The organism is Paenibacillus ihbetae (genome assembly GCF_002741055.1).
GTDB lineage: Bacteria > Bacillota > Bacilli > Paenibacillales > Paenibacillaceae > Paenibacillus_AQ > Paenibacillus_AQ ihbetae.
The window spans coordinates 4,665,294-4,690,909 of record NZ_CP016809.1 but is presented as its reverse complement, the minus strand read 5'-3'; the positions used below and the strand labels follow the sequence as shown (position 1 = coordinate 4,690,909).

Annotated in this window: 22 protein-coding genes; 10 read left to right on the top strand and 12 right to left on the bottom strand. The window is 53.9% G+C overall.

The genetic code is table 11. From position 1 onward, the window contains the following. Positions 1-47: 47 nt before the first annotated feature. From BBD41_RS21060 to BBD41_RS21045, 4 genes are all read right to left on the bottom strand, one after another. Positions 48-2,351: an MMPL family transporter gene (locus tag BBD41_RS21060; RefSeq protein WP_099478633.1), complete on the bottom strand. Its 2,304-nt coding sequence runs from the start codon at positions 2,349-2,351 to the stop codon at positions 48-50. Positions 2,352-2,376: 25 nt separating this feature from the next. Further along, a complete protein-coding gene (locus BBD41_RS21055) occupies positions 2,377-3,468 on the bottom strand; it encodes an HD-GYP domain-containing protein (protein ID WP_077567775.1) in 1,092 nt (363 codons plus the stop codon). Positions 3,469-3,580: 112 nt separating this feature from the next. Continuing rightward, on the bottom strand, positions 3,581-4,402 hold the full coding sequence (locus BBD41_RS21050) for an undecaprenyl-diphosphate phosphatase (protein ID WP_099478632.1): 822 nt from the start codon (positions 4,400-4,402) through the stop codon (positions 3,581-3,583). Between the two features lie 73 nt (positions 4,403-4,475). Next, a complete protein-coding gene (locus tag BBD41_RS21045) occupies positions 4,476-5,909 on the bottom strand; it encodes a bifunctional metallophosphatase/5'-nucleotidase (RefSeq protein ID WP_099478631.1) in 1,434 nt (477 codons plus the stop codon). Between the two features lie 113 nt (positions 5,910-6,022). Here BBD41_RS21045 and BBD41_RS21040 point away from each other — a divergent pair, with 113 nt between their 5' ends. Both BBD41_RS21040 and BBD41_RS21035 read left to right on the top strand, forming a co-directional pair. Beyond that, positions 6,023-6,760, top strand: coding sequence for a molybdenum cofactor biosynthesis protein (locus BBD41_RS21040; protein ID WP_099478630.1), 738 nt, complete (start codon positions 6,023-6,025; stop codon positions 6,758-6,760). An 86-nt stretch (positions 6,761-6,846) separates the two neighbouring features. Then, positions 6,847-7,893, top strand: coding sequence for an HD-GYP domain-containing protein (locus tag BBD41_RS21035; RefSeq protein WP_099478629.1), 1,047 nt, complete (start codon positions 6,847-6,849; stop codon positions 7,891-7,893). Positions 7,894-8,311: 418 nt separating this feature from the next. Here the strand turns inward: BBD41_RS21035 and sufB are convergent, their stop codons facing one another. The 6 genes from sufB to BBD41_RS21005 form a co-directional block, all read right to left on the bottom strand. Further along, positions 8,312-9,709, bottom strand: coding sequence for a Fe-S cluster assembly protein SufB (gene sufB / locus BBD41_RS21030; RefSeq protein ID WP_077567779.1), 1,398 nt, complete (start codon positions 9,707-9,709; stop codon positions 8,312-8,314). Positions 9,710-9,744: 35 nt separating this feature from the next. Next, positions 9,745-10,164 carry a Fe-S cluster assembly sulfur transfer protein SufU gene (gene sufU, locus BBD41_RS21025; protein WP_099478628.1) on the bottom strand — a complete coding sequence of 140 codons (420 nt, stop codon included), beginning with the start codon at positions 10,162-10,164 and terminating at the stop codon, positions 9,745-9,747. Further along, positions 10,154-11,374: a cysteine desulfurase gene (locus BBD41_RS21020; RefSeq protein WP_099478627.1), complete on the bottom strand. Its 1,221-nt coding sequence runs from the start codon at positions 11,372-11,374 to the stop codon at positions 10,154-10,156. The genes sufU and BBD41_RS21020 overlap by 11 nt, the downstream gene beginning before the upstream one ends. Next, on the bottom strand, positions 11,371-12,675 hold the full coding sequence (sufD, locus tag BBD41_RS21015; RefSeq protein ID WP_077567782.1) for a Fe-S cluster assembly protein SufD: 1,305 nt from the start codon (positions 12,673-12,675) through the stop codon (positions 11,371-11,373). The genes BBD41_RS21020 and sufD overlap by 4 nt, the downstream gene beginning before the upstream one ends. A gap of 22 nt (positions 12,676-12,697) precedes the next feature. Next, positions 12,698-13,480 (bottom strand): Fe-S cluster assembly ATPase SufC, encoded by a 783-nt coding sequence (sufC, locus tag BBD41_RS21010; protein ID WP_007127362.1) that lies wholly within the window; start codon positions 13,478-13,480, stop codon positions 12,698-12,700. Positions 13,481-14,046: 566 nt separating this feature from the next. After that, a complete protein-coding gene (locus tag BBD41_RS21005) occupies positions 14,047-14,523 on the bottom strand; it encodes a Dps family protein (protein WP_077567783.1) in 477 nt (158 codons plus the stop codon). A 313-nt stretch (positions 14,524-14,836) separates the two neighbouring features. On the opposite strand from BBD41_RS21005, the gene mtnK reads away from it, so the two are divergent. Together mtnK and mtnA are read left to right on the top strand one after the other, a co-directional pair. Then, positions 14,837-16,060: an S-methyl-5-thioribose kinase gene (gene mtnK / locus BBD41_RS21000; RefSeq protein ID WP_099478626.1), complete on the top strand. Its 1,224-nt coding sequence runs from the start codon at positions 14,837-14,839 to the stop codon at positions 16,058-16,060. Beyond that, the gene (mtnA, locus tag BBD41_RS20995) at positions 16,057-17,136 is read left to right on the top strand and encodes an S-methyl-5-thioribose-1-phosphate isomerase (protein WP_099478625.1); all 1,080 of its coding nucleotides are present in this window, start codon (positions 16,057-16,059) and stop codon (positions 17,134-17,136) included. The genes mtnK and mtnA overlap by 4 nt, the downstream gene beginning before the upstream one ends. A 122-nt stretch (positions 17,137-17,258) precedes the next feature. On the opposite strand, the gene BBD41_RS20990 is transcribed toward mtnA, so the two are convergent. Continuing rightward, positions 17,259-17,561: a YunC family protein gene (locus BBD41_RS20990; RefSeq protein ID WP_077567786.1), complete on the bottom strand. Its 303-nt coding sequence runs from the start codon at positions 17,559-17,561 to the stop codon at positions 17,259-17,261. Positions 17,562-17,794: 233 nt separating this feature from the next. On the opposite strand from BBD41_RS20990, the gene BBD41_RS20985 reads away from it, so the two are divergent. After that, on the top strand, positions 17,795-18,346 hold the full coding sequence (locus tag BBD41_RS20985; RefSeq protein WP_237086847.1) for a hypothetical protein: 552 nt from the start codon (positions 17,795-17,797) through the stop codon (positions 18,344-18,346). A 99-nt stretch (positions 18,347-18,445) separates the two neighbouring features. On the opposite strand, the gene BBD41_RS20980 is transcribed toward BBD41_RS20985, so the two are convergent. Further along, complete coding sequence (locus tag BBD41_RS20980; protein ID WP_099478623.1) at positions 18,446-18,826, bottom strand: DUF423 domain-containing protein; 381 nt, start codon at positions 18,824-18,826, stop codon at positions 18,446-18,448. A 208-nt stretch (positions 18,827-19,034) separates the two neighbouring features. On the opposite strand from BBD41_RS20980, the gene BBD41_RS20975 reads away from it, so the two are divergent. From BBD41_RS20975 to BBD41_RS20955, 5 genes are all read left to right on the top strand, one after another. Next, positions 19,035-19,454 (top strand): hypothetical protein, encoded by a 420-nt coding sequence (locus BBD41_RS20975; RefSeq protein ID WP_099478622.1) that lies wholly within the window; start codon positions 19,035-19,037, stop codon positions 19,452-19,454. Positions 19,455-19,629: 175 nt separating this feature from the next. Beyond that, positions 19,630-20,790 (top strand): sporulation protein YhbH, encoded by a 1,161-nt coding sequence (gene yhbH / locus BBD41_RS20970; protein ID WP_077567790.1) that lies wholly within the window; start codon positions 19,630-19,632, stop codon positions 20,788-20,790. A 521-nt stretch (positions 20,791-21,311) separates the two neighbouring features. Continuing rightward, the gene (locus tag BBD41_RS20965) at positions 21,312-23,567 is read left to right on the top strand and encodes an acyltransferase family protein (protein WP_099478621.1); all 2,256 of its coding nucleotides are present in this window, start codon (positions 21,312-21,314) and stop codon (positions 23,565-23,567) included. A gap of 185 nt (positions 23,568-23,752) precedes the next feature. Next, positions 23,753-24,589 carry a sulfurtransferase gene (locus tag BBD41_RS20960; RefSeq protein WP_099478620.1) on the top strand — a complete coding sequence of 279 codons (837 nt, stop codon included), beginning with the start codon at positions 23,753-23,755 and terminating at the stop codon, positions 24,587-24,589. A gap of 423 nt (positions 24,590-25,012) precedes the next feature. Continuing rightward, positions 25,013-25,351: a VOC family protein gene (locus BBD41_RS20955; protein ID WP_099478619.1), complete on the top strand. Its 339-nt coding sequence runs from the start codon at positions 25,013-25,015 to the stop codon at positions 25,349-25,351. Positions 25,352-25,616 lie beyond the last annotated feature (265 nt).

The window sequence follows — 25,616 nt, the reverse complement described above, 5'->3', positions numbered from 1 at the left end:
TGATTATAGCATATCTGTATAGAAGGTCTCTGCATGTACCGGCATCGTTATGGAGCTGGTTTCTGTTTCTGTGCATGCTCCGGCTGGTTCTCCCCAGTCGTCACCGCGTCAGTCGTCACTGCTGCAGTCGTCGCTGCCATCCTCCTCGGCAGCAGCCATCGCGGACTCCACCAGTTGGCCTTTCCGAGCAGCTTCATAAACGCCGGTACGAGCAGCACCCGAATGATGGTCGCGTCCAGGAGCACCGCTACCGTCAGCCCCAGCCCGATCGCCTTCATCACTTCATTGTCCGTAAAAATAAATGCGCCCACGACCACTGCGAGAATCAGGGCTGCGCTCGTAATCAACCCCCCCGTGCTCTCAAGGCCTTCGGCTGTGGCGTACTCGTTATCGCCCGTGCGCTCATAGTTCTCCATGATCCGGGAGATCATCATGACCTCGTAATCCATGGAGATGCCGAAGACCACGCAAAAGATCAGAATCGGCAGCAGCGCGAAAATCGTTCCCGTGTAAGATACCCCGAGCCAATCCGCGCCGATTCCCTCCTGGAACACCCACACAACGACCCCAAGCCCTGCCCCAAGGCTGAGCATATTCATCAGGCTTGCCTTAAGAGGGAGCAGAACGGAGCGAAATGCGATCAGCAGAATGACATACGTCACGGCAAATACAAAGCCCAGCACAAGCACGATGTGCTCCTGCATCTTGTCCATAATATCGAGCTTGTAAGCCGGGCTGCCGGTAACATATGTCACCAGGCCCGGCGTATCCATCGTTCTCAGATCCCGGACGAGCTGAGCCGTCAATGCATGCGTCTCCCCGTACTCCGGGACTACCGCTACAACCGCCATTTTATCACGAACCAGACGATACTGCTCCAGCTGCTCCCGGATATCCGCCCGGGACAAATATTTCATCACTTCCTCTTCCGATCCCCGGCCGATGCTCAGATAACTGTCAACCTGCTTCACACCGGGCATCATCCGAACTTCGTCCGTATAAGCCTTTAGTGCGCGGATGCTGCGGGGATCGTCATAGGCGGCCGGAAGCTCCGCTGCAACCACAATCGAGTTCAGCTCGCGCACGTCGTATGCACGCGTCATTAAATCGTTGCCGTATCGCGATTCATATTTCGGCGGCAGCACCTCGGCTGCCGGAATGGCAATATGCATGTGTCTTACCGGATAAATGGCCGCCAACAGCAGCGCGATAACGGCTATGGAGATGATGACGGGATGTGCCATCACGAATCGGGAGATGTTACGCCAGAACCCGGATCGGCGGACATCCTCGCGGTGCAGTCTATATCTCTTCGGGAGAAGGGGCAGGGCGTGGATACGGTCACCCAGCATACCGAGCAGCGCCGGCAGCAGCGTATTGCCGGCAAGCACCGATACGACCACGACCGTAATGCCTCCGATGCTGAAGGAGCGGAAAATCGGCAGATCAATAAAGCTCATCGCCGCAAATCCGATCAATACGGCTCCCCCGGAGAACATCACCGCTTTTCCGGCTGTGGCGCAAGTAATCGCCAGGGCGTTCTCCGCATCCCGGCACCTGAGCTCTTCCTTGAAGCGGCTTACGATCAGCAAAGCATAGTCAATGCCGACGGCCAGGCCCAGCATGGTAACGGCATTCGGCAGAAAATTGCTGATCGATCCGTCCGCCAGCGCCAGGAAATACAAAGCCCCCATCGTGGTTGCAACGCTCACAAGCCCGGCGATCAGCGGGAGGACTGCGGCCGTCCATGTGCCAAAAACCGCTAAAAGGATTAACAGCGCAGCAGGAATGCCGATGATTTCCGCCCGGATAATGTCGCTCTTCACGGCCTCGTTCATATCGGCGAATACGGCGGTATTCCCCGTAATATACGTATCTGCGCCGGCAATGCCGGGCACGTTTCCGCGGATCTCCTCAAATCGCCGCAGCGCTTCCGACGAATCCAGATTCAGAAGCACCTTCACCGCAACGATATGGTCCTCGCCGGTCTGGCGTGAGGACGTATTCATATAGATATCCCTGACATACGGAAGAGACCGCAGCGGTGCCAGCTCCTCCAAAATTCGCTTCTGCGCCGTCCCGGCCGTCAAATTCTCATTCGTCCTGCTGACGACGACAATATCGAGGGAGGCCGCAGACAGGCCAAGCCCCTCTTCAAGCTTCTCGAGGCCGACCTGAGAGGGGCTGTCCTTCGGCGTAAAACCGTTATGCTCCAAGATGGACGGGAGCTTGAGCGCAAACGGAAGCAGCACGCAAAACAAAGCCAACCAGGCAAGAACAATGGCTTTACGGCAGCGGTATATCTGCTGCCCCCATCTATACAGCGGTGTCGGGCGGCTATCCTGTCTCACGAGTCTACCTCCTAGTTAACAATGTTCAGTCCACGTTAGCTTGTCCGATACCGGCAATCATGACGGCCAGCGTTTTGGACAAATCCAGTTCATAAGGCGCCGTAAGCGGCACCCCTTCCGCATCCGTCAGCACCCGAACGACCGGACGATGCGGTACATGGGGATGGACCTTGGAGACAACCCCGCTCTCCCCTGTATGGAGCTTCACGGTGATCCCCGGAGGGTATATCGCAACCCGATCCCGGAACACTTCGAGAAATCTCTGCTCATACAGCGTCCCTGACCCGGTGTACATCACTTCCACCGCATGATGCGGCAGCAGCGCGGGCTTGTAAACCCGCTGCGTCGTCATGGCATCATAGGAATCGGCGATCGCAACCCACTTGGCAAAATCGTGAATTTCCGGTCCCTTCAACCCGCGGGGATAACCGCTGCCGTCCAGGCGTTCATGGTGGGAGAGCGCGCAGTGCGCCGCCATAAGCGGAATGTTGGGCTCGTTCTTTAGAATCTGATAGCCCAGTTCAGTGTGCCTCTGCACTTCGCGAAACTCCTCCAAACTCAGACGTCCCGGCCGCTGCAGCAGCGACTGGGATATTCTGGTCTTCCCTATATCATGGAGGAGCGCGCCGAGACTAAGCACCCGCAGCTCCTCACGGCTGTAACCGAAGGATAAGCCCAGCACCGTTGTATACAAGCATACGTTTAATGAATGGCGATACAGATTGTAATCATTGGTGTTCATATCGGTCAGCAGCACCATGCATTCCTCGTGCTCCGACAGTTCATCCATGATCGCTTCCATGACGCCGGAAAAGGACTTTCCCAGATGGAGAAAGCTTCCTCCCAGATCCGGACGACTCTCCAATTTCTTAAAATTGCTCCGGATCGACTGAATGGCCTTCAGCCGTGTTTCTTCCGACAGCAGCTCCTGTACAACGATATCCTCCGTCAATGCATCCTGGATATATACATAACTGATCTCCAGCCCGCCAAGACGGCGGATGAGGCGATCGGTCAACTCCACGCCTTCGGACAGCAGCACCAGACCGTCACTGTTATATATTTTTTTACCGATTACCATTCCCGGCTTCAACGCATCAATAGGTATTAGACGCAATCCGTCACTTCCTCTGCTATTCGTAACACGTATGGGATATAAGCGCCTGGCCTTTAGAGGGTACTGTACTAAAACCGATGGTTCAGGCTAAACCTGTTCTTCATTCTGTAGATCAGTGCATAATAAACAGCCAGAATACGGCAGCCAGAACAAAACGGTAAATCGCGAAATGCGTAAGCCGGATCTTCTGTATAAGCTTCATAAAGGCCAGGACGACAAAATAAGCGACTACAAACGAAACAATAAAGCCTGCGATAAATACGCCGACCGCGTCGGACGTAAAGTTTCGGTAAGAGTCCAGCAGCTCGTAGCCGGAGGCTGCGCACATAATCGGAATCGCGATCAGAAACGAAAAGTCAGCCGAAGCCTTGTAGCTGACACCGCTGATCATGCCTCCGGAGATCGTGGAGCCCGACCTGGAAAATCCCGGCCACAAGACGGATATAATCTGATACAAACCGATCAAGAACGCCTGCTTGTACGTCATATCATCCACATCTTCAGCGGTTACATGAACCTTGTGTTTATTGTACCATTCCGCGAAAATCATAAAAATGCCCCCGGCGACAAGCGCAAGCAAAACGGTCTTCGCATGAAACAGGCTTTTGATGAAATCTCTTGCGAAATAGGCAACAAGCAGCGCCGGTGCGATTCCCAAAAAGACGTGAATCAGATTCAATCTCTTCCGTGCCGACTTGGCAATCGGCTCGCTGCGGCTCCAACCCAGCAATGTAAGGATACGGTTCCAGTACACGATGGCGATCGCCAATATGGCTCCCAATTGGATAACAACCTCGAATGTCTTCATGATTGGCGTCTGGTCGTCATATCCGAGCATTTTTGCCGTTAAAATCATGTGCCCCGTAGAGGATACCGGGATGAATTCCGTCAAGCCCTCTACAATGCCCAAAATGATGGATGTAAGAAAATCCATGTCCATCCCCTTCCTTTACCTTTGTCCTCCTCATATGTATGCTCGGCCAGAGGAAGTTAGTCGAAGGAGATGTTCAGGAAATCCAGCGGGGAACGAGCGTCTCGTCAAGCGATCCGGGCCTTGACAGCTCTTCCCTTAGCAAATCCCGGATAAATTCCGGCAGCATGTAAGCCGTGTCCCTACCGAGAGCCAGGGTTTCATAGCCGATCTTAAAGGTGAACATGTCCAGCGTGCCTACCCTGTATTCCCGCGTTCGCTCAAGCGGCTGTCCATTCAGCGTAATGCTGTTGATTTTATGGTAAGGCAACCCCGATGGATCATAATGGACCTGAAGTCCGTCCACTGCCAGACAGCCCAATATATAACCGCGGAATCCGAACCCCATAATCTTTTTGTTGTTGAATTCCAGAAGCAGACTCTCTTCAAGCGCCTGATAAATATGCTCTCCGAGCAGTGTCACGACGCAGGGGTTAATCGGGGACGGGCACAGACTGTGCAGCATGCCGGCGCTGATTTCGCCCATCGGGAGCGGCCCGAGCAGCTGTCCTGAATTTACGATGGAAAACTCGGCTCCCGTATGGTGCAGCACCGCCTGGGCGAGCAGGTTCGCAAATGGAGATTCCTCTTCGTAATGGATCGGAAGCTTGCGGTCAATGACCGCTACCTGCTCCTGCAGCCGCTGCTCGGCCAGCTCATGATGACGCATGATCGCCTGCTCGACAACCGGCTCGATCAGCGCCTGATCCACGGACAGCAGCTGCCCTTCCCTGCTCAACAATCGACCGTTCTCATGGCTCCGTTCCAAGACAAGCCTGCCGACATATTTCCCGAACTTTCCGGCTCCGCAAATAACCGTACCCCCGATGACAAGCGGGTCCTCGAGCACATGATGGGTATGGCCGCCCAAAATAATGTCGATGCCTTCGATATTTTCCGCCAATCGTTTATCCGTCGTTAATCCGAGATGCGACAGCACGATAACGAGGTCACATTGGTCCGACAGCAGCCGTACCTGCTCGGCAATCGCTTGATCCGGGTCGGAAGCCTCCCAGCCCAGCAGCTGATAAAAGCCGGCGAAGGCAGCCGTCGCACCGGTGATTCCCACCCGGATGCCCCCCTTCTCAACGACGATGCTTGGCTTCATCCAGCGCGGGGGTGCACCGCTCGTGGTCTCGTGGATATTGCAGCAAACGACGGGACATTGAAGACCGGCGTAAAGATGATCCAGTACATCGGCAGGAAAGGTAAGTCCTTCATTGTTGCCGATGGTAATCGCATCATATCCGGTCAGATTCATAATATCGACATTTGCCTGTCCCATCGAGCCTTCCGTCTCGACAGCCGCTCTGTCCATATGGTCGCCGATATCAAGCACGAGAACCGGGCCTTCCGCGGCCGTTCTTTCCCGGGAAATAATAGCCGCCGCGCTACTCATCATTTCAAAATGACTATGTATATCATTTGTATACAGGATTGTAAGCTTCTGGTTATGGCTCTTCTTCAGCATTCAGGCGGCCTCCTCCCATGTTCGTATCACGTGATTTTCCGGTCTTTCAAGCATAACATTTTGACGAGGAATATGGTATATTGTAGCCCAGAAGAATTATGAGGTGATGCAAAATGTCGACGACTATTCCGATCTTGTTATTCGCGGGGCTGGCCGATCGAATCGGTTCCGCTTCGCTTGCGTTTCCCGTCCCCGCGCTTCCGCTTACGGCCGGAGAATTAAAGCAGAAGCTTAGCGATACTTATCCGGACGCCGCCCAGCAGATCGCGGTTTCATTCGTGGCAATCAATCAAGAATATGCTTTGGAAGACCAGCTTATTCAGGCAGGGGATGAGGTTGCTCTGATTCCGCCGGTATCCGGTGGCGACGGTGCCGGGGAGCAGCCCCCCAAGAGCGCTCAGTCCCCCGATGGAACCTGCCTGATTACGTCCGAGAAGCTCTCGGTCGAGGATACCCTGGCCAAGGTCCATGATGCCAACCATGGCGCAACCCTCTCTTTTATCGGGACGACCCGGGAAATGACCGGTGAGCAGCGAACGGTTACGCTGGAGTATGAAGCCTATATCCCCATGGCCTTAAAAGAATTGCAGCAAATTTGCCGCAACATCTCCAACCAGTGGCCCGGCACCTTATGCGCGATTTCCCACCGGATCGGTACGGTCGATATCGGTGAAACCAGCGTGGTCATTGCCGTCTCTTCGCCTCATCGAAACGATTGCTACGAAGCCAGCAGGTATGCCATCGAGCAGCTGAAGCGAACCGTCCCGATCTGGAAAAAGGAAATTTGGGATGACGGATCCGAATGGAAAGGCCCTCAGACAGGCCCTTGGGACCCCACTGCTAGGCTTTAAGACTTATTCAATCATTGTAAAACCATAATTTTCTTGCTAAGATGGTTTTAACTTTTCATTTATATAAGGGCAAGAGGTGCAATGATTTGAGAGTACATGTCACGGACCTGAGACCCGGCGATCACATCCAACAAGATGCATTCAACCGCAACGGCGTTCATGTTCTTCGCAAAGGAACGATTCTGCGCATGGAGGACATATCCAAGCTCCTTCAGCACGGCATCGATTATATCGATATTTCCCCCCGCGGGCATGCGGAATCCATCGATCTGCTATCCGATATCTCGGAATCGTTTCGACAGGTTCAACCGCATTTCAATCTCGCGTTCGACGGATGCAAATCCATGTTCGAGGAAGCGGCGCTGACGGGAACGTTTAATGAATCCGTCGTCGACGATACCTTTCATCCGCTCGTTGACTCGCTCAGTGAACAGAAGGACGTGGTTTCTCTCCTGCTTCTGTTTAATGGCAAGGATGATTACACATATCGCCACTCCATTCAAGTCGGAATGCTGTCCTATTATATCGCCGAATGGATGGGTTATTCTGAGCAGGAAGCTTATGACATCGGCAAAGCCGGCTTCCTCCATGATATCGGAAAGTGCCGGATCCCCCGCGAAATACTCGATAAACCCGGCAAGCTGACGCCGGAGGAATATGAGCAGGTCAAGCTTCACACCATTTACGGCTACGAAACGATCTATGAATCAACGCGGGACAAAGTCACTGCAACCGTAGCGCTGCAGCATCACGAACGCGGCGACGGCTCCGGGTATCCGAAAGCGATCCATGAGAATCAGATCCATCCTTACGCGCAGATTTGCGCGGTTGCCGATGTCTACAGCGCCATGACGACCAACCGGGTGTATCAGTCCAAGCAGCAGCTGCTGACCGTTCTGCGGGAGCTCTACAGCCTCAGCTTCGGCAAGCTGAACGGGAAGGCGACTCATGCGTTCATCCAGCAGATGCTTCCTTATTTCATCGGTAAAAAGGTCGTCCTGACGACCGGTGAATCGGGCATTATCGTTGCGAATAACCAGTCGGACTACTTCCGTCCCCTCATTCAGGCCGGAGCGCGGTTCATTGATCTGTCGAAGGAATCGGATACCGAGATTCAAGAGATCCTGCTCTAACATGAACTCATGCCTTTCAATATATACATAATCAAATAAATTCCCCGGCGATTGATGGTATCCATCGTCCGGGGAATTTATTTGCGCAGCGGACTGCGCTCACACGTCGTCAGGCCAAGCCGGTCGTAACAGACTACCCGGCGGGATTGATGAAGCAGGTACCTAGATACTCAGACTCTAAGGTTCTAAGTTCCTCAAATTCTCAGTTTCCCGGGTCGCTGGGTCCCTGGGTCGCTGGGTCCCTGGGTCGCGGGTTCGAGGGTTCGAGGGTTCGAAAGCTCGCCGGAATCGCGATATGAGACATATCTGCCTGAGTGATTATCTCTGACTTACAAAAGAATGGGCTGCCCAAGATCTGTGATCTCGCGGGCAGCCCATTCTTCGATGTCAGCCTATATTCAAATCGTGCCTGGATATATTAACCGATGGAGCCTTCCATCTCGAACTTGATGAGACGGTTCATCTCAACCGCATATTCCATTGGCAGCTCTTTCGTGAACGGCTCAATGAAGCCCATAACGATCATCTGCGTAGCTTCGTCCTCGGTAAGACCGCGGCTCATAAGGTAGAACAGCTGATCCTCGGATACCTTGGATACAGTCGCCTCATGCTCCAGCGTAATGTTGTCGTTCTTGATCTCGTTGTATGGAATCGTATCGGATGTCGACTCATTATCGAGAATAAGCGTATCGCACTTGATATTCGCCTTCGCGCCTTCGGCGTTGCGGCCGAAGGATGCCAGACCGCGGTAGGTTACTTTACCGCCGTGCTTACTGATCGATTTCGATACGATCGTGGAAGTGGTGTCCGGAGCCAGGTGAAGCATCTTCGCACCTGCATCCTGGTGCTGGCCTTTACCTGCCACCGCGATGGACAGAACCATCCCTTTCGCGCCGCGTCCTTTCAGGACGACAGCAGGGTATTTCATAGTCAGCTTGGAGCCGATGTTGCCGTCGACCCATTCCATCGTCGCATTCTCTTCCGCAACCGCACGCTTGGTTACGAGGTTGTAGATGTTCGGCGCCCAGTTCTGGATCGTCGTGTAGCGCACACGTGCATCCTTCTTACAGATAATCTCGACAACCGCGCTATGAAGCGAGTTCGTGCTGTAGATCGGAGCCGTACAGCCTTCGACGTAATGCACGAAGCTGCCTTCGTCGGCGATGATCAGCGTACGCTCGAACTGACCCATGTTCTCGGAGTTGATACGGAAGTACGCCTGCAGCGGAATTTCGCACTGCACGCCTTTCGGAACATAGATGAAGCTTCCGCCGGACCATACCGCACTGTTCAGCGCGGCAAATTTATTATCAGCCGGAGGAACGACCGTTGCGAAGTACTCTCTAAAGATTTCTGGATGCTCTTTCAGAGCGGTATCCGTGTCCATAAAGATTACCCCTTGATCTTCAAGGTCCTTCTGCATGTTGTGGTATACAACTTCGGATTCGTATTGTGCCGATACGCCTGCAAGGAACTTCTGCTCCGCTTCCGGGATCCCGAGCTTGTCGAAGGTTTCCTTAATTTCGGCAGGAACCTCCTCCCAAGTCTTCCCTTGCTTCTCGGACGGTCTGACATAGTACTGGATGTCGTTGAAATCCAGCTCGTCGAGATCGCCGCCCCAACGCGGCATCGGCATTTTCTCGAACTGCTCCAGCGCCTTCAGGCGGAACTCCAGCATCCATTCAGGCTCATTCTTAATCTTGGAAATTTCCGTAACGACCTCGCGAGTCAATCCTTTACCGGTTTGAAAAACGGCTTTGTGCTCGTCACGGAAACCATATTTGTACTCTTCTAATTCGGGTGCCTTTTTAGCCATTTGACTTACCTCCCTATCGATCTATTGTCTTTCGCTTACTTCGCGTCTATTCCTTTTCGGAGTGCGTTCCACGCGAGTGTTGCACACTTAATGCGGGCAGGAAACTTGTTAACACCGGATAGGGCTTCAATATCCTCGTACTCTTCGAATTCAACGTCCTCGCCCTGCATCAGGGAGGAGAACCGGTCCGCCAGGCTCAGCGCCTCGTCGAGCGATTTGCCTTTTACGGCGTCCGTCATCATCGAGGCGGAAGACATGCTGATGGAGCAGCCTTCCCCCGTATATTTGGCATCAGCCACGATCCCGTTCTCAACCTTAAGCTGCAAGGAGATTCGGTCTCCGCACGTCGGGTTGTTCAAATCGACCGTTACCGCATCGTCCTCGAACCTTCCGCGATTGCGGGGATTTTTATAATGATCCATGATGACACGTCTGTATAAATCATCAAGTTGCATCGCCAAAATACTCCTTTGTCTGGATTAAGGCGCTAACTAACCGATCAACGTCCTCTTCTGTATTATACAGATAAAAGCTTGCGCGTGCCGTAGAAGATACTTTCAGCCAGCGCATCAGCGGTTGGCAGCAGTGATGGCCTGCCCGGATCGCGATGCCCTGCGCATCAAGAACGGTTGCCACGTCATGCGGATGAATGTCGCCGAGATTAAAGGTAACGAGCCCGACCTTGCGCTCGCGCGGGCCGTAAATCGTCACGCCCTCAAGCTCGGACAAGCGATTCATCGCATAGGCGGCAAGCTTCCCTTCATGCTGCTCGATTGCCTCCATGCCGATTTCCTGAAGGAAATCGATGGCTGCGCCAAGACCGACAGCCCCGGCAATGATCGGCGTCCCCCCTTCGAACTTCCAGGGGAGCTCCTTCCAAGTCGACTCATACAAGCCGACATCGTTGATCATTTCGCCGCCGAACTCGATCGGCTCCATCGCCTCCAGCAGCGCCTTCTTGCCGTAGAGCGCGCCGATGCCGGTCGGAGCACACATCTTATGTCCGGACAAGGCGTAGAAATCGCAGCCGATATCCTGAACATCCACCTTCATGTGCGGGGTGCTCTGCGCACCGTCTACAACGATGACGGCACCGTGACGGTGAGCGATTTCGGCGATTTGCTTCACCGGATGGATCACGCCCATGACATTGGAGACATAAGCGATCGCTACCAGCTTCGTACGGTCTGTGACCAGCGCCTCGACATCCTCGACGCGGATCGTGCCGTCAGGCTGCAGCGGAATATATTTCAGCGTAGCGCCGATGGCGATTGCCACCTGCTGCCACGGAATGAGATTGCTGTGATGCTCCATTTCGGTCAGGACGATTTCATCGCCTGGACCGCACACGGAGCGTGCGTAAGACGAAGCAACCAGGTTCAGCGCCGTTGTCGTGCCGCGCGTGAAAATAATTTGCTCGGAGCTTTCGGCATTAATGAAACGGGCGACCTTCTCCCGTGCTCCTTCATAGGCGTCCGTCGCACGGCTGCCGAGCGTGTGAACTCCGCGGTGAACGTTGGAGTTCTCCCACTCGTAATACCGCTTGACGGCGTCTATTACGACCTGCGGCTTCTGGGAAGTCGCCGCATTGTCGAGATAGACCAGCGGATGTCCGTTGATCTCCTGATGGAGAATGGGAAATTGCTCTCGAACGTGGGCAATCATTGTCCCAGCTTCCTTTCAACGAGCCCCTGCAGCTGGTCACGAAGTCCCTCCAACGGAATTTCGCTGACGACCGGAGCGAGGAAACCGTAGATGATGAGCGATTCCGCCACCGTGCGCGAAATTCCGCGGGACATCAGGTAGTAAATCTGCTCCTGGTTCACTTGCCCGACGGATGCGGCATGACCCGCAGTAACGTCATCCTCGTCGATGAGCAGAATCGGGTTGGCGTCGCCTCGCGCTTTCGGGCTAAGCATCAGCACCCGTTCGGTTTGCTGACCGTCGGCCTTCGTTGCACCCTTCTCGATTTTGGTGATCCCGTTGATGATCGCTTGCGCTTCTTCGCGCATGACCGCACGGGTAATCATCTGGGACGCCGAGCTCTTGCCGAAGTGCTTCGCTTGGGTCGTGTAATTGATCTTCTGGGAACCGGAGCCGACTGCGATGACCTTCGCATCGGATGTCGAACCGTTGCCCTTCAGAACGCTCATCGTATCGCTTGCCGTATCTCCGTCGTTCATCTCCCCGACGATCCATTCGATGGAGCCGTCGTTCTCGACAACCGCACGGCGGTACGTGACGTCCGTTGCATCCGCAGCCAGCTGATGCACCGATGCATAGCGGACCTTGGCGCCGTTCTTAACGAATACTTCCACTGCCCCGTTATGCGTGAGCGGACCGTTCAACGCATCGGACACATAGTTATCGACATAAGTGACCATGCTGTTCGCTTCGGCAACGACAAGAATATGAGGAGCAAAGGTTGCACCGGCGTCGTCTGCCAGCAGCACTGCCTGCATTGGAACGTCGACTTCGACATTTTTCGGAACATACAGGAATACCCCGCCGTTCCACACCGCAGCATGCAGAGCCGCCATGGCGTGCTCATCCCGCTTAACCGCTTGATGCAGGTAAGGCTTCACCAGTTCCTCGTGCTCCTTCACCGCGGTTTGCAGATCAGTGAAGATCACGCCTTTCGCTGCCAATTCAGGAGCGAGGCTTACATGGACCGTGCCGGAGTTGCGCTGGATGATCAAGCCGCCCTCACGGGAGCCTTCGACAAGCTTTGCAACATGCTCCGGCAGCTCTTCAAAGGAAGCGAGCTTGCTGCTTTCCTTATATTCGCCGTAGCTTTGGATGTTCCAGCGCTCGATGCGCTGCTTCTCCAGCTTTGGCAATTCCAATTGGCCGGCCAGTTCCAGAGAAGCCAGACGGCTCTCGGTCAGCCAGGCCGGTTCCTGTTTACTTTCGGACAATGCCTTCAAAGCCTCAGCGTTGACCGGAAGAATGGTTTGTGTAGTCATATCGTTTCCTCCTCCCGTCAATTTACGCGTCTTGACCTACAGTTTCATCGGTAATTCCCAGCTCTTCCTTGATCCAGTCATAGCCTTCCGCTTCCAGTTTCTCGGCCAGCTCAGGACCGCCGGATTTAACAATGCGTCCTTGCATCATAACGTGTACGTAATCAGGAGTAATATAGTTAAGCAAGCGCTGATAGTGGGTAATAATCAAGAAACCGCGTTCTTCCGATTTCATCGCGTTTACGCCGTTTGCCACGATTCTCAAAGCATCGATATCGAGACCGGAGTCAATTTCGTCCAGCACGACGATTTTCGGCTCGAGCATCATCATTTGCAGGATTTCGTTACGCTTCTTCTCGCCGCCGGAGAAGCCTTCGTTCAAGTAGCGGTGAGCGAACTCAGGGTTCATCTCAAGCTCCTTCATCTTGCCTTCCATCTGGCGGATAAACTTGATCAGCGAAATCTCATTGCCTTCGCCGCGGCGTGCGTTGATGGAGCTGCGCAGGAAGTCGGAGTTCGTTACCCCGGCAATTTCGCTCGGATACTGCATCGCGAGGAACAATCCGGCACGTGCGCGCTCGTCAACCTCCATCTCAAGCAGGTCTTCATCGTTCAGAAGCACCGTACCTTCTGTTACTTCATATTTGGGGTGACCCATCAAAGCGGAAGCGAGGGTACTCTTACCTGTACCGTTAGGTCCCATGATGGCGTGAACTTCGCCGCCCTTCATCTCAAGGTTGATCCCCTTAAGGATTTCCTTCCCTTCGATTTGTGCTTTCAATCCTTCAATGACAAACTTCGTTGACATATTAGATTCCCTCCGTTGAATAGGTAGTGTATTATGGTCCTATATGATAACAGGATTGTACGCCCTGATTTCATAAGAGAAGCAAGAAAAAAGTAATTATTTATTTATAATTATTCTAAACTGATTCTCACTGATTCTCAAGCCATTTTATAATAAAACAGGATGCATTTCAACCGGACAAGCCTTTTACGGCTAAGCGGCAGACTTCCCTCTTCATCAAAACAACACCGGATCGTCATAACCTTTCGATTATACTGTAAGCATAACCGAAACCGAGTACCCCGATAACCTGCACTTCCCAACCGCTACCAAAAAAAGCAGGCCTGACCCGTCAGCGGTCAAGCCTGCTTGTCGTTCCCCTGTTCATGGAGGGCTCAGCTGCATCGAAATGCTGCATGCGTTAAACCCACGGCACCCGGCACCGGCTTTCACATCGCTCGTCGCCGGACGGTACATGTCTAACAGCATGCATGCGCTTGGACGATCGATTGCAGCAAGGCGTCACGATCCATCCTTATGCCATGAAGAACAAGTGAAATAAACTTCATCTCTACGGAACAACCTCTTTAGCCCAAGAAAGAACGCAGCATCCACATATGCTTCTCAAGGTCGGCCTTAAAGCCCGTGAGCATATCCGCCGTCGGCGCATCCCCTGCTTCCTCGGCCATTTCGATTCCTTCTGCAAGCTCTTCCGAAACCGTGGCAAAATCCTCGATCAGCGCCTGCACCATGCCCTTCGTATCCTCATTGCCGGATGCTTCCTGGACAGTCGCCAGATCCAGATATTCTTTCATCGTTGCCGCCGGCTTACCCTTGAGGGCAAGAAGCCGCTCTGCAACCTCGTCCATTTTCAGCGTAATTTCATTGTACAGTTCTTCAAACTTCACATGAAGGGAATAGAACTGCTGCCCGCTAACGTACCAATGGTAATTATGAAGCTTCACGTAGAGCACGTTAAAGTTTGCAACCTGCTGGTTCAACAGCTGCTCCAGGGAGGAGCTTTTCGTTTTTCCTGCGGATTTGCTAGACGATGTTTTTGCCATGGTTAATCCCTTCCTTTTCTATATATTAATGCACCCTGTGACACGCGAAGGAACGTATCGGCCGCGGGCATCCTTCTCTTGCAAGGCATGCCGCCTTCTCGCAGTCCTTCAATTATATAGGAGCACAAACCTGCGCTTGGGCGTCTAATTGTAGTTTACCCCTTGAGCCAATATGCGAATCATGCTCGCTTACGCATATTCCGCAGCCGTCCAAAAAATTATACAAAATTCGCGAAAAACCGTTATACTAGGTAATACCAAGCAAAAAAGTTGGCTTTAAGTTTTCTTCTATTATATTTGGGGGTGACCATCCATGTCTGCATATCATCCGCTGAGCGCAGAGGAAGCTATACAGTTAGCAAGAAGTATCCCGGGCCGGTTCCCGGAGCATGCCGAGCTGGAGTGCCGGGAAATCGGCGACGGCAATCTGAATCTGGTGTTCCACGTCACCGCCAAAAATACGGCTGATAGTATCATTATCAAGCAGGCCGTTCCTTATGCAAAGGTCGTCGGCGAATCGTGGCCGCTGTCTCTGGACCGCGCCCGAATCGAGCGATTGGCCCTTGAGACTGAGTACAAGATCTGCCCCGAGCTTGTACCTCAGGTCTACGGATATTCCGATGAGCTGGCCTACACCGTGATGGAGGATCTGAGCGAATATACGATTATGCGCAGAGGACTCATTGAAGGCCAAGCCTATCCGGTATTCGCCGAGCATATCGGGGAGTTTTTGGCGAGAACGCTCTTCTACACCTCGGATCTCGGGATGAATCAGCAGGAGAAGAAGGTGCTTGCGGGCCAGTTCGTGAATCCCGATCTATGCAAAATCACCGAGGATCTGATCTTCGAGGATCCTTACCGGAAATCGGACAACAACAATTATCCCGAAGCCATCGAGGACGAGGCGGAGGCGCTTCGTTCCGATACGGAGCTTCACTTCGAAGTCACGCTGCTTCGCCACAAGTTCTTGACGCAGGCGCAGGCGCTGCTTCATGGGGATCTTCATACCGGAAGCATCTTCGTCAAGCCGGATTCGACCAAGGTCATCGACCCGGAATTCGCCTTCTTCGGGCCTATGGGATTCGATATCGGCGCGGTCATCGGCAACCTGCTGCTCAACTATGCATCGCTGACGGGATGGTGCGCGGACGAGCAGACTCGGGCAGCCCGTGAGGCAACACTGATTGAGATGGCGCGCGGCGTCTGGACGCATTTCGAGAGCCGTTTCCGCTTGCTCTGGAACGACGATCTGCAAGACGAGATGTCCCGGACGGCAGGCTATCAGGATTATTACATTTCCCAAATTCTGAAGGATACCGCCGGATTCGCCGGCTGCAAAATGATACGGCGCATCGTGGGCCTGTCTCACGTCGCCGATATCGACACGATCCCGGGCGACAAGGACAGGGAAGTTGCTCAGCGTAAAGCGCTGGCAATCGGCAAGAGCCTGGTGCGGCACCATCGCTCCATTCAATCCATAGATGATATCGTGACGTTGGTCAAGCAAGCATCCCAAGGAAATGAGGTATCGATATGAGCGGTATGACAACCGATAATTCCACCACCCATGAACCGCTAAGCTCCGTTTATTGGGGCGGAGACCATTTGGTATTGTTGGATCAGCGGCTTCTGCCGGAAGAAATCGTCTATTTGAAGCTCTATACGCCCGAAGAGGTGTGGGAAGGCATTCATTCCATGAAGGTCCGGGGCGCGCCGGCGATCGGCATCGCCGCGGCATTCGGGACCGTACTCGGCGGACTTCGTTATGAAGGCAGCGATGCTGGCGGATGGCTCGAGCAGGTAGTCAAGACGAGCGAATACCTGGCTACCTCGAGACCGACAGCCGTTAACCTGTTTTGGGCGCTGGACCGGATGAAGCTCGCCGCGGCCAAGCTCGCTACGGACGGGCTCGATATCAGCGGACTGAATGCGGCATTCCTGGCGGAAGCCGAAGCCATCCGCGCAGAGGACGAGGATGTATGCCGCCGAATCGGCGAGAACGCGCTGCCGTTCTTCAAAGACGGGATGGGCATCCTTACGCACTGCAACGCAGGCGGCTTGGCAACGGCCAAATACGGTACCGCGCTCGCCCCGATGTACCTTGCCCATGAGCAGGGCATGAAAATTAAGGTGTTCGCGGACGAGACGCGGCCTGTGCTGCAGGGTGCACGGCTGACCGCTTTTGAGCTGCAGCAGGCCGGCATCGACGTAACGCTTCTGGCAGACAACATGGCTGCCATGGTCATGTCCAAGGGCTGGGTGCAGGCGGTTATCGTCGGAACGGACCGCGTCGCCGCGAACGGCGATGTCGCCAACAAGATCGGCACTTATGGCGTAGCCGTTCTGGCGAAGGCGCACGGCATCCCATTTTATGTGGCCTGCCCGTTATCCACGATTGACCTGGAGACGCCTACCGGCGCCGACATTCCGATCGAGGAGCGACCGGCGGAGGAAATTACCGAGGGCTTCGGCAAGCGCACGGCTCCGCAAGGCGTAAAGGTGTATAACCCGGCCTTCGACGTAACGCCGCACGAATACGTTACCGCGATCATTACCGAGAAAGGCGTTGTGCAGGCCCCTTATCACGAAAATTTAAAGAAGCTGTTCGAATAGCAGCAGATTCATACGACTATAAGAAAAACGGACACCGGGGTGTCCGTTTTTATGTTAATGATCCACAACGCTCGATGCCTTGGAGAACCGAGAACGTTCATTCACGGAAATCTCCTCCGCCATTACAACATCCGAAGAATTGCGTCCTTGCCCTGCAACCCCGGATGGATCCCCCATTTCTCTGCCTCCAGCGTCACCGACTCCAGAGGTGCCTCCAGAAGCTGTTCCAATGTCCGCACGCCCACGGCTCTCCCTGCAATGATCTTCCGGTCCGCAAGCTTTTCGTTCAGCAGTCCGACATCCAGCGCGCCGCACATAATATAACCGCGGGAAGTATAGACGGCAAGCAGCGTCGTCTTTGGCAGCTTCACCTCGACTCCCATGACGGTATGTCCTTCAATGTCAATCGGCAGCAGCGTAACCAAACGGATCAACCTCCTCTCGCTTCAGGTCTAGAATTATGTTTATTCTTCTTTTGCCGACATGGTGCGAAAGCCCTTTCCCTGCCTGAGACGTTCCTCTCAGCGATATTGTGCAAATGTCTATTAGAACGAAGATAATCGTGTATGCGCGTATGACATTAGGACTATGAAAATCTCAAAATTATGGTATATTTGATTCAGTAGAAACATATGAAAGCTGGTGAATGATAAAAGCTATGAACACAAACCCTGACATCGAGGACCACGGCTTTTTATTTAACGTTGATATTTTGGTTAAAAGCCCCTCCAACGCACTGGCTTTACAATATTTGCTTGAAATGCTGAACGGCAAACCCGAAGTCGTCGATTTTCGGATCAAATCCGGCATGGAGCTTGGCGAAATCATCAATATATTGGTCCAAGCGAAGAAAGATTCCGTCATCACGAAAGCCTCACAGAAGATGGCTCCCGCTTCTCTCCCTGTCGAGAAGCCCTTACCGTCCCCTGCGGCATCCCCGCCTGCAGCGCAGAACGTAACGGTCAGTCAACCTTCCGTCACGGCTTCGGCTCCCGACACCGGAACAGATCCTTTCGAGTGGATTAAAGTGTACACCAAGGATAATCGCCTTGTTCGCCTGACGACCAATCGCCACGGCAAACAAACCAGCCTCCCGTGCCGTATTCTGAATTACGATGAGAGCAATTTCCTGGTCAACGTCTACCATGTCGACGAGAAGCAGGTATATACGTTCAAGCTTAATGAAATTGACGAATTCAGCGTCAGCTGATCGTCCATGCATACGATTTACGGCGAGATAAGAAGAAACGGCTCCGCCCTCTCCCTTTCCCCGGGATGGACGAAGCCGTTTCTTTTCTTTTACCATGCACTATGCCTTGCTGCGGGACAACGCCGCTGACAGCAGCGTAATCCATCCTGCGATAAACGCTACGCCGCCGATCGGCGTAATGGCTCCAAGCCACTTGATGCCTGAAATGCTGAGCACATACAAGCTGCCTGAAAAAATGATCACGCCTGCAATAAAGAGCGTTCCCGCCCAGAACAGCTTCCGCGACTCTCCAAGCGTACCTGCCAGAATGCCGGCGATCAGGACAGCAATTCCATGAATCATATGGTAATGAACACCCGTTTCATATACGGCAAGCTCATCCGCCGAGATCTTTCCTTCCAGCATATGCGCTCCGAAAGCTCCGATCGCCACAGACAGCGCCATCAAAACCGAGCCCCAAGCTATAAATGTCCGACGCATTGGTTTCAATCCCTTCTCTCTTACGGGCGTTATCCGCCCCGCTATGCCTTAAGTTTACCGGATGAAACGAAGCTTTTCCACCGGTTGGCGGCAGGATTGGACTTGATTTAAGGTACATTTTGTGAAAAATTAATAAGGATGCCTGTCAAGCATCCCTATCAGGCGCATGCATATCGAAAGTCATTCCAAGTAAGGAGCGATTGTATTCATGGATCAACATTCTAGCTCGCCGTCTTCGGGCGACAAGCCTGTTTCAAGCCATTCGACAACGACCTTCATCCCTCCCGAGGATCGGAAGCACTCCCGCTTCGGCATCGCCTCGTTTGTCCTGTCGATCGTAACGCTGCTCGGTTATATTTTTCTGGGCGCCCTCGGCACGACGATGGTCGAGCCGTATATCACCGAGAGCGGGGTGCTGGAGCCTACCCAAGAAACCAAGGAGGCGATGACTACGCTGGCTGCCGTATTCATCATCGTCATGATTATCAATCTGGCCGGACTCATTCTCGGGATCGTCGGGTGCTTCTCCAAAATCCGCAAGCGCACCGTAGCGGTCATCGCTACGATCGTAAACGGCGTCGTCGTACTAACGATAGGCGCATTATTCCTCTTCGTATTGAACGGATAATCGTATATGCGTAACCCGTCTCAAAGACATCTTGTTCGCCGGATCGGCGGGAAGATGTCTTTTTCATGGCTTGCACCGATTCGCACTCACATATCGCTCTTTCTTCCGAATATAATGAAATACTACAGCCGAATGAAGGCAGCAGTGTCAACGCCAACTTGGGAGGTGACTGTCCATGCAAAGCAAAGATGCACACTCGTTCGTCGTATCCCGCGAAGACTGGTCGCTGCACCGCAAAGGCTACCAGGATCAGGTGCGCCACCAGCATAAAATCCGCGAGGTGATCAAGCGCAACCTGCCCGACCTCATCACCGAGGAAAATATTATCATGTCCGACGGCAAGCAGATCATTAAAGTTCCGATCCGCAGTCTTGACGAATATCGGTTCATCTATAATTACCAGAAACAAAAGCATGTCGGTCAAGGGGATGGAGACAGCAAGGTCGGTGACGTTCTCGGCCGCGATCCTGCCTCCGCCCAGCCCGGTAAAGGGGAATCGGCCGGGGATCAGGCGGGCTATGATATTGTGGAAACCGAGGTCAGCTTGGAGGAATTGGAGAACATGCTGTTCGAAGAGCTCGAGCTCCCGCATCTTCAGCCCAAAGACAAGGAGCAGATCGAGACACAATCCATCGTCTTTAACGATATCCGCAAAAAGGGGATCATGTCGAACATTGACAAGAAGCGGACCATTCTCGAAAACTTGCGGCGCAACGCCAGAGACGGCAAGCCCGGCATCCACGGCATCAGCCCCGACGATCTCCGCTATAAAACATGGGACGATACGGTTGTCCCTGAATCAAATGCCGTCATCATCGCCATGATGGATACGTCGGGCAGTATGGGCTCCTTCGAGAAATACTGCGCGCGAAGCTTCTTCTTCTGGATGACCCGCTTTCTCCGCAGACAGTACGAAAAGGTTGAAATCGTATTTATCGCCCACCACACGGAAGCGAAGGAAGTGACTGAGGAGGAGTTCTTCACCCGGGGCGAAAGCGGGGGAACGATCTGTTCATCGGCTTATCAGAAGGCACTCGACATCATCCAGCACCGGTATCCTCCCGCCAACTACAACATATATCCATTCCATTTCTCGGACGGTGACAATCTCACTTCCGATAACGAACGATGCGTCAAGCTGATCGGCGAGCTGCTGAAGGTAAGCAACATGTTCGGATACGGCGAGGTCAACCAATACAACCGGAGCAGTACGCTGATGTCCGCATATAAGAATATTAAGCTGGACCAGTTTATGTATCATGTCATCAAGGATAAGGGCGAGGTGTACGAAGCGCTGAAGACATTTTTCCGGAAACGGGAAGGAGCCGCAGTATAGCTAGTTGCAATCATACGCAGCCATAGTGATACGCCCCGTGTGAAAAATAATCAGCTAAAACGTTGGGATTCATCACAAAAAACGAGGAGGTACTGCCTCCTCTTTCTTATGGAAGCTTTGTCTTCTCCTTGTCTTCGTCTTGCTCCATCGCCTCATTCCATTATGCATCTAACAAGGCGTCTGCGAGCCGCCATGCGTGAAACACATCCCCGCCGAAGCTCAAGTGAAAAATCTGTCTTTATATTGTTATCTCGCTGTAGCCTCAGGTTCATTATTTTGTCACCTTCTGCTCCTCCGAAGATGGTAGTATTAGCTATGACATCTTGTTGCAGGATTTTGCAGAATTCGATCCATTAATACATAAACTGCAGCTTCTGCTAAATGAAAGGGAAGGTTTACCATGTTCCAAATGACACATCCATATCGAGACATCCAGACGTTTGTGAATATGTCCTACATATTAACACGGCAGCTGTTGCAGGGCGGAGCAGGCCCATGGCGCTTGAAAGGGGGCGTGGGCCGTGCCCGGATCCGGTAAGTCTCACTCTCGTTACATGCCCGGTCTTGACGGGCTCCGTGCCCTGGCGCTCATCGGCGTCATGGCGTATCACTGGGGCTTTGGTTTTGCAAGCGGCGGATTCCTCGGAGTCAGCTTGTTCTTCGTGCTGTCTGGTTATCTGATCACGGACATTCTTACCTCGCAGTGGCATCATCACCGGCGGATCGACCTGAAGGACTTCTGGGTCCGAAGGTTCCGGCGTCTGCTGCCGGCCATCATGATGATGCTCATCCTCATCGTTGCATGGGTGACCCTGTTTGATCGCGAGCGGCTGCCGAACCTTAGGGGCGACGTCCTCGGGGCGATCACGTACATAAGCAATTGGCAGTTCATATTCCAACAGCAATCCTATTTCGAATCCTTCGGCCTCCCTTCGCCGCTCGGCCATTTCTGGTCGCTGGCCGTAGAGGAGCAGTTCTATCTGTTATGGCCGCTGATCATGCTGGCCGGACTTAAGCTGTTCCCGAAAAGAGGGCAGCTGTTCACGTTCATTGCGGCGGGAGCCCTTCTGTCGGCCGCGGTTATGGGTGTGCTGTATCAGCCGGGAACGGATCCGAGCCGGGTCTATTACGGGACCGATACGAGAGCCTTCGGCCTGCTGATCGGTGCCGGACTCGCCATCGTTTGGCCCAGCTGGAAGCTGTCCGCCTCCGCAGCGCCTGGCGTTAAGCGATCGCTGAATCTGATCGGCATGCTGGCTCTGCTCGTTGTGCTCCTTATGATGTGGAAGGCGGACCGTTACGATCCGTTTCTGTACCGGGGCGGCATGTTCCTCTTCTCGATTGCCGCGGCTGTGCTCGTAGCCGTATTGGCCCACCCGGCGGCCGGGCTGTCCCGCTTGTTCAGCGGAAAGCCGCTGCTGTGGCTCGGGGTTCGGTCTTATGGAATTTATCTGTGGCACTATCCTGTGTTGATATTGTTTTCCCCGCCTTCCGGCGTCAGCGGGCTTAGCCTGCCGCAGATCATCTTGCAGGTAGCGGCAAGCATCGTTCTGGCTGCCCTGTCCTGGAAATATGTCGAACAGCCGATCCGCCGAGGCGGCTTCCGGAAGCTCAAGGAACGGCTGAGCTCGCTCCGGAAACGACCGGCCTCCATTTCCGTGAAAGGCTGGATCGTATCGTTCAGCTCCCTTATTCTGATCGGAATATTCTGCACCGGCATGATGAGCAGCGTTTCGGACGCGAGAACGGCAGGCGATATCGCAGCGATGCTTAACATTCCGGGACCGGATCTGGATCAGCCTGGCGCTGGTCCAAACGGGGCCGGAGCTCCGGAAGGAGCGACTGCGCAGCCGCCAGCAGATAACCCCTCAGCCGAACCCGCCGCCAGGGAGGAGCCCGCGGATCCGTCGGCTGTCCCGGAAGGAGCAGGCCAGACGGACGGGAAGCAAACGCCGGAGCCGACGGCTCCCGACAAGTCGGTAAATCCCGAAGGCAAGGCTCAGGGTTCCGATAACGGTCCAGGCCCGGAAGACCCTAGCGGTACAGGATCAGAAGACCCTAGCGGGGTTCGGGATCAAGGGGATGACACCCCTCCTTCAGCAGGGAAGGATGCTTCTGTGATTGAGGGCTCAGAGACAAGCGGTAAGCCATCGGATACGGGGACTCCGCCATCCGGAAACACCGCCAAGGATACGTCCGGCTCGGCGCACGCCGGCCAAGACCAGCCGTCAGGAGGCGATTCCGGCAATAGCGGCAAGCCCGAGGAGCCGGCAAGGCCGGATCCGGGCACTCAGCCGCAAAAGCCGGTATCGGGCGCAGCCGTTTCAGCGATCGGCGACTCCGTTATGCTAGGCGTCACTCCTTATCTGGAGAAGGCGATCCCCGGCATTCATGTCGATGCGGTGATCGGCCGTCAAATGCGGCAGGCGAGGGATCTCGTGCCCGGGCTGCAGGCGAATAACCGGATCCAGGGCGGCACCGTCATCATCGGGCTTGGGACGAACGGCGCATTCGCGCAGAAGGACCTGGACCGTCTGTTACAGTCATTAGAGCCCGCGCAGCGCGTATTGCTCGTCAACACTCGGGTACCCCGGGATTGGGAGCAGAACGTCAATGAGATGCTGGCTGCCGCTGCAGGCCGGTATCCGAACGTGAAGCTCATCGATTGGTATTCGGCCAGCAAGGGCCATCCGGAATATTTCCGCTCGGACGGCGTTCATCTGGAGCCGGAAGGCGCAGCCGCTTATACTTCCATGCTGCTGGAAGCTCTGAAGTAAAGCAAAGGTATCTTGCTGGTCCTGCAATTGCTATCATTCATTTACTAACCGATTGGCATCTTGTGCCGGCCCCTCTCATATTCTATGAGACGGGCCGGCTTTTTACTTATATACGTGATCGCAGCAGGCAATATGATATAATTCATTACGAATTTCGAATGAAAAGGCGGTGCTCTTAAATCTCTATGAATCATATCGTATCGATGAAATGGCTGCTGGCAAGGCTTTACGAGCCTGATCTCGTCATCGTCGATTGCCGTTTTGCCCTGGGTCAGCCGGATCAAGGGCAAACCGCTTATGACGAGGCGCATATTCCGCGGGCCGTTTATCTTGACCTGGAGAAGGACCTCTCCTCCCCTGCAGCCCAGCATGGCGGCCGCCACCCGCTCCCGGACTTGGAGCAGCTCGCCTCGGCCTTCGGCAAAGCCGGAATCCATCGGGACGTGCGCGTCGTTATCTATGATGACCAAGGCGGCATGATTGCCAGCCGGCTGTGGTGGATGCTGAAATACACGGGACACGAGCAGGCTTACGTGATGGACGAAGGCTTTACGGCCTGGAAGGACGCTTCCTACCCCGTCACGGACGAGCGGCCGGTCGTCATTCCGGTTACGTATGAGCCATCGCTTCAGCCGGCCATGCTCGCCTCCATGGAGGACGTTCGGGCCGCTTCCAAGGACGGTTCGACTGTCCTTATCGATTCCCGCGAACCGCGCCGCTATGCCGGCATCGAGGAGCCGCTGGATACGAAGGCCGGCCATATCCCGTTCGCAGTCAACTATTTCTGGAAAGGCGTCCAGGATGCATCGGGGCATTGGAAGGATGCAGAAGCGCTTCAGGAGCATTTTTCAGGGATTGCAAAGGATGCCGAGGTCATCGTTTATTGCGGGTCCGGCGTCTCGGCATGCCCGAATGTGCTCGCTCTGAAGGAGGCCGGATATAGGAACGTGAAGCTGTACGTCGGAAGCTGGAGCGATTGGATCAGCTATGAGGAGAACCCGGTCGCCACGGGAGAAGAATAATACAAGTCCGCGCTCGGGCACGTGTACGGGGCTGTGACAGCATGCCGGGAGGCAGGCTGTTGCAGCCTTTTTGCGCTTTCTATTGCCGCTGCAAGAGCATACACCCCAGGGTGGCCGTAATGTTTGCATACTATCCGGAGAGTGAAACCGACGAGCATCATTCTGGCGAACCAAACCTGCAACGTATGGGAGCAGCAAGCGAAGGCGGAGCAGTTACTGCTTGATGCTCTCTGACCTTTACGCCGGAGATGTCTAGATTTTTTGTTTTCTACTCCACTCTCTGTTCGACGGCTGGACCGTAACCTTAAACTCATGTGACGGATTTCCCGTGCAACTTCCATGCTTCTGATGCGTAAGCTTCGCATTTGCATGAATGTGATAAGCTGATATTAGATTTCCAATTTCTGAAAGGAAGTGTTGCCGATGAAATTGAATCACGTGAATCTGACCGTCACGGATGTAGCTGCCGCAAAACATTTCTTGCAAACCTACTTCGGCTTGAAGATCGGAGGAGAACGCGGGGAAGCCTTTGCAGCGCTGTTTGACGATGACGGGCTTGTGCTGACGCTGATGAAAAGCGCCGAGGTGCATTATCCGAAAACCTTCCATATTGGCTTTATCCAGGAAAGCGAGGAGAAGGTGAACGAGATGCATCGCCGCTTGACGAAGGACGGCTTCGAGGCGACAGCCCCGAAGCGCGCCCACGGTTGGACCTTCTATGTAAAAGCACCCGGGGGCTTCACCGTGGAGGTGCTGGCGTAGGTTTGCCCGCTTACAGCAAAAACATGAATACCCCGTGCACACAGCCTATGTGTACGGGGTATAATCATGTGCACTTGCGCTCCATCTGCGCGCACGCACGGTCCTCCATGCATGATGCTTCATCTGTGCATACAGTGCTCCCACCTGTGTTCATAGTGCTGCCTTCATTATGCTCCATTTGTGCTTACGATGCCCCAGGTCAAACCTTCCTGGATGGCTGCCGTATCCGAAGAACCTGCATACAGCAAGCAGGCTCTCCTTTTAA

Coding starts and splice junctions, on each gene's coding strand:
- BBD41_RS21050 (WP_099478632.1), bottom strand. CDS start 4,402: ATGGATTTTCTTACATCCATCATTTTGGGCATTGTAGAGGGCTTGACG.
- BBD41_RS21045 (WP_099478631.1), bottom strand. CDS start 5,909: ATGCTGAAGAAGAGCCATAACCAGAAGCTTACAATCCTGTATACAAAT.
- BBD41_RS21040 (WP_099478630.1), top strand. CDS start 6,023: ATGTCGACGACTATTCCGATCTTGTTATTCGCGGGGCTGGCCGATCGA.
- sufB (WP_077567779.1), bottom strand. CDS start 9,709: ATGGCTAAAAAGGCACCCGAATTAGAAGAGTACAAATATGGTTTCCGT.
- sufU (WP_099478628.1), bottom strand. CDS start 10,164: ATGCAACTTGATGATTTATACAGACGTGTCATCATGGATCATTATAAA.
- BBD41_RS21020 (WP_099478627.1), bottom strand. CDS start 11,374: ATGATTGCCCACGTTCGAGAGCAATTTCCCATTCTCCATCAGGAGATC.
- sufD (WP_077567782.1), bottom strand. CDS start 12,675: ATGACTACACAAACCATTCTTCCGGTCAACGCTGAGGCTTTGAAGGCA.
- sufC (WP_007127362.1), bottom strand. CDS start 13,480: ATGTCAACGAAGTTTGTCATTGAAGGATTGAAAGCACAAATCGAAGGG.
- BBD41_RS21005 (WP_077567783.1), bottom strand. CDS start 14,523: ATGGCAAAAACATCGTCTAGCAAATCCGCAGGAAAAACGAAAAGCTCC.
- mtnK (WP_099478626.1), top strand. CDS start 14,837: ATGTCTGCATATCATCCGCTGAGCGCAGAGGAAGCTATACAGTTAGCA.
- mtnA (WP_099478625.1), top strand. CDS start 16,057: ATGAGCGGTATGACAACCGATAATTCCACCACCCATGAACCGCTAAGC.
- BBD41_RS20985 (WP_237086847.1), top strand. CDS start 17,795: ATGAACACAAACCCTGACATCGAGGACCACGGCTTTTTATTTAACGTT.
- BBD41_RS20980 (WP_099478623.1), bottom strand. CDS start 18,826: ATGCGTCGGACATTTATAGCTTGGGGCTCGGTTTTGATGGCGCTGTCT.
- BBD41_RS20975 (WP_099478622.1), top strand. CDS start 19,035: ATGGATCAACATTCTAGCTCGCCGTCTTCGGGCGACAAGCCTGTTTCA.
- yhbH (WP_077567790.1), top strand. CDS start 19,630: ATGCAAAGCAAAGATGCACACTCGTTCGTCGTATCCCGCGAAGACTGG.
- BBD41_RS20960 (WP_099478620.1), top strand. CDS start 23,753: ATGAATCATATCGTATCGATGAAATGGCTGCTGGCAAGGCTTTACGAG.
- BBD41_RS20955 (WP_099478619.1), top strand. CDS start 25,013: ATGAAATTGAATCACGTGAATCTGACCGTCACGGATGTAGCTGCCGCA.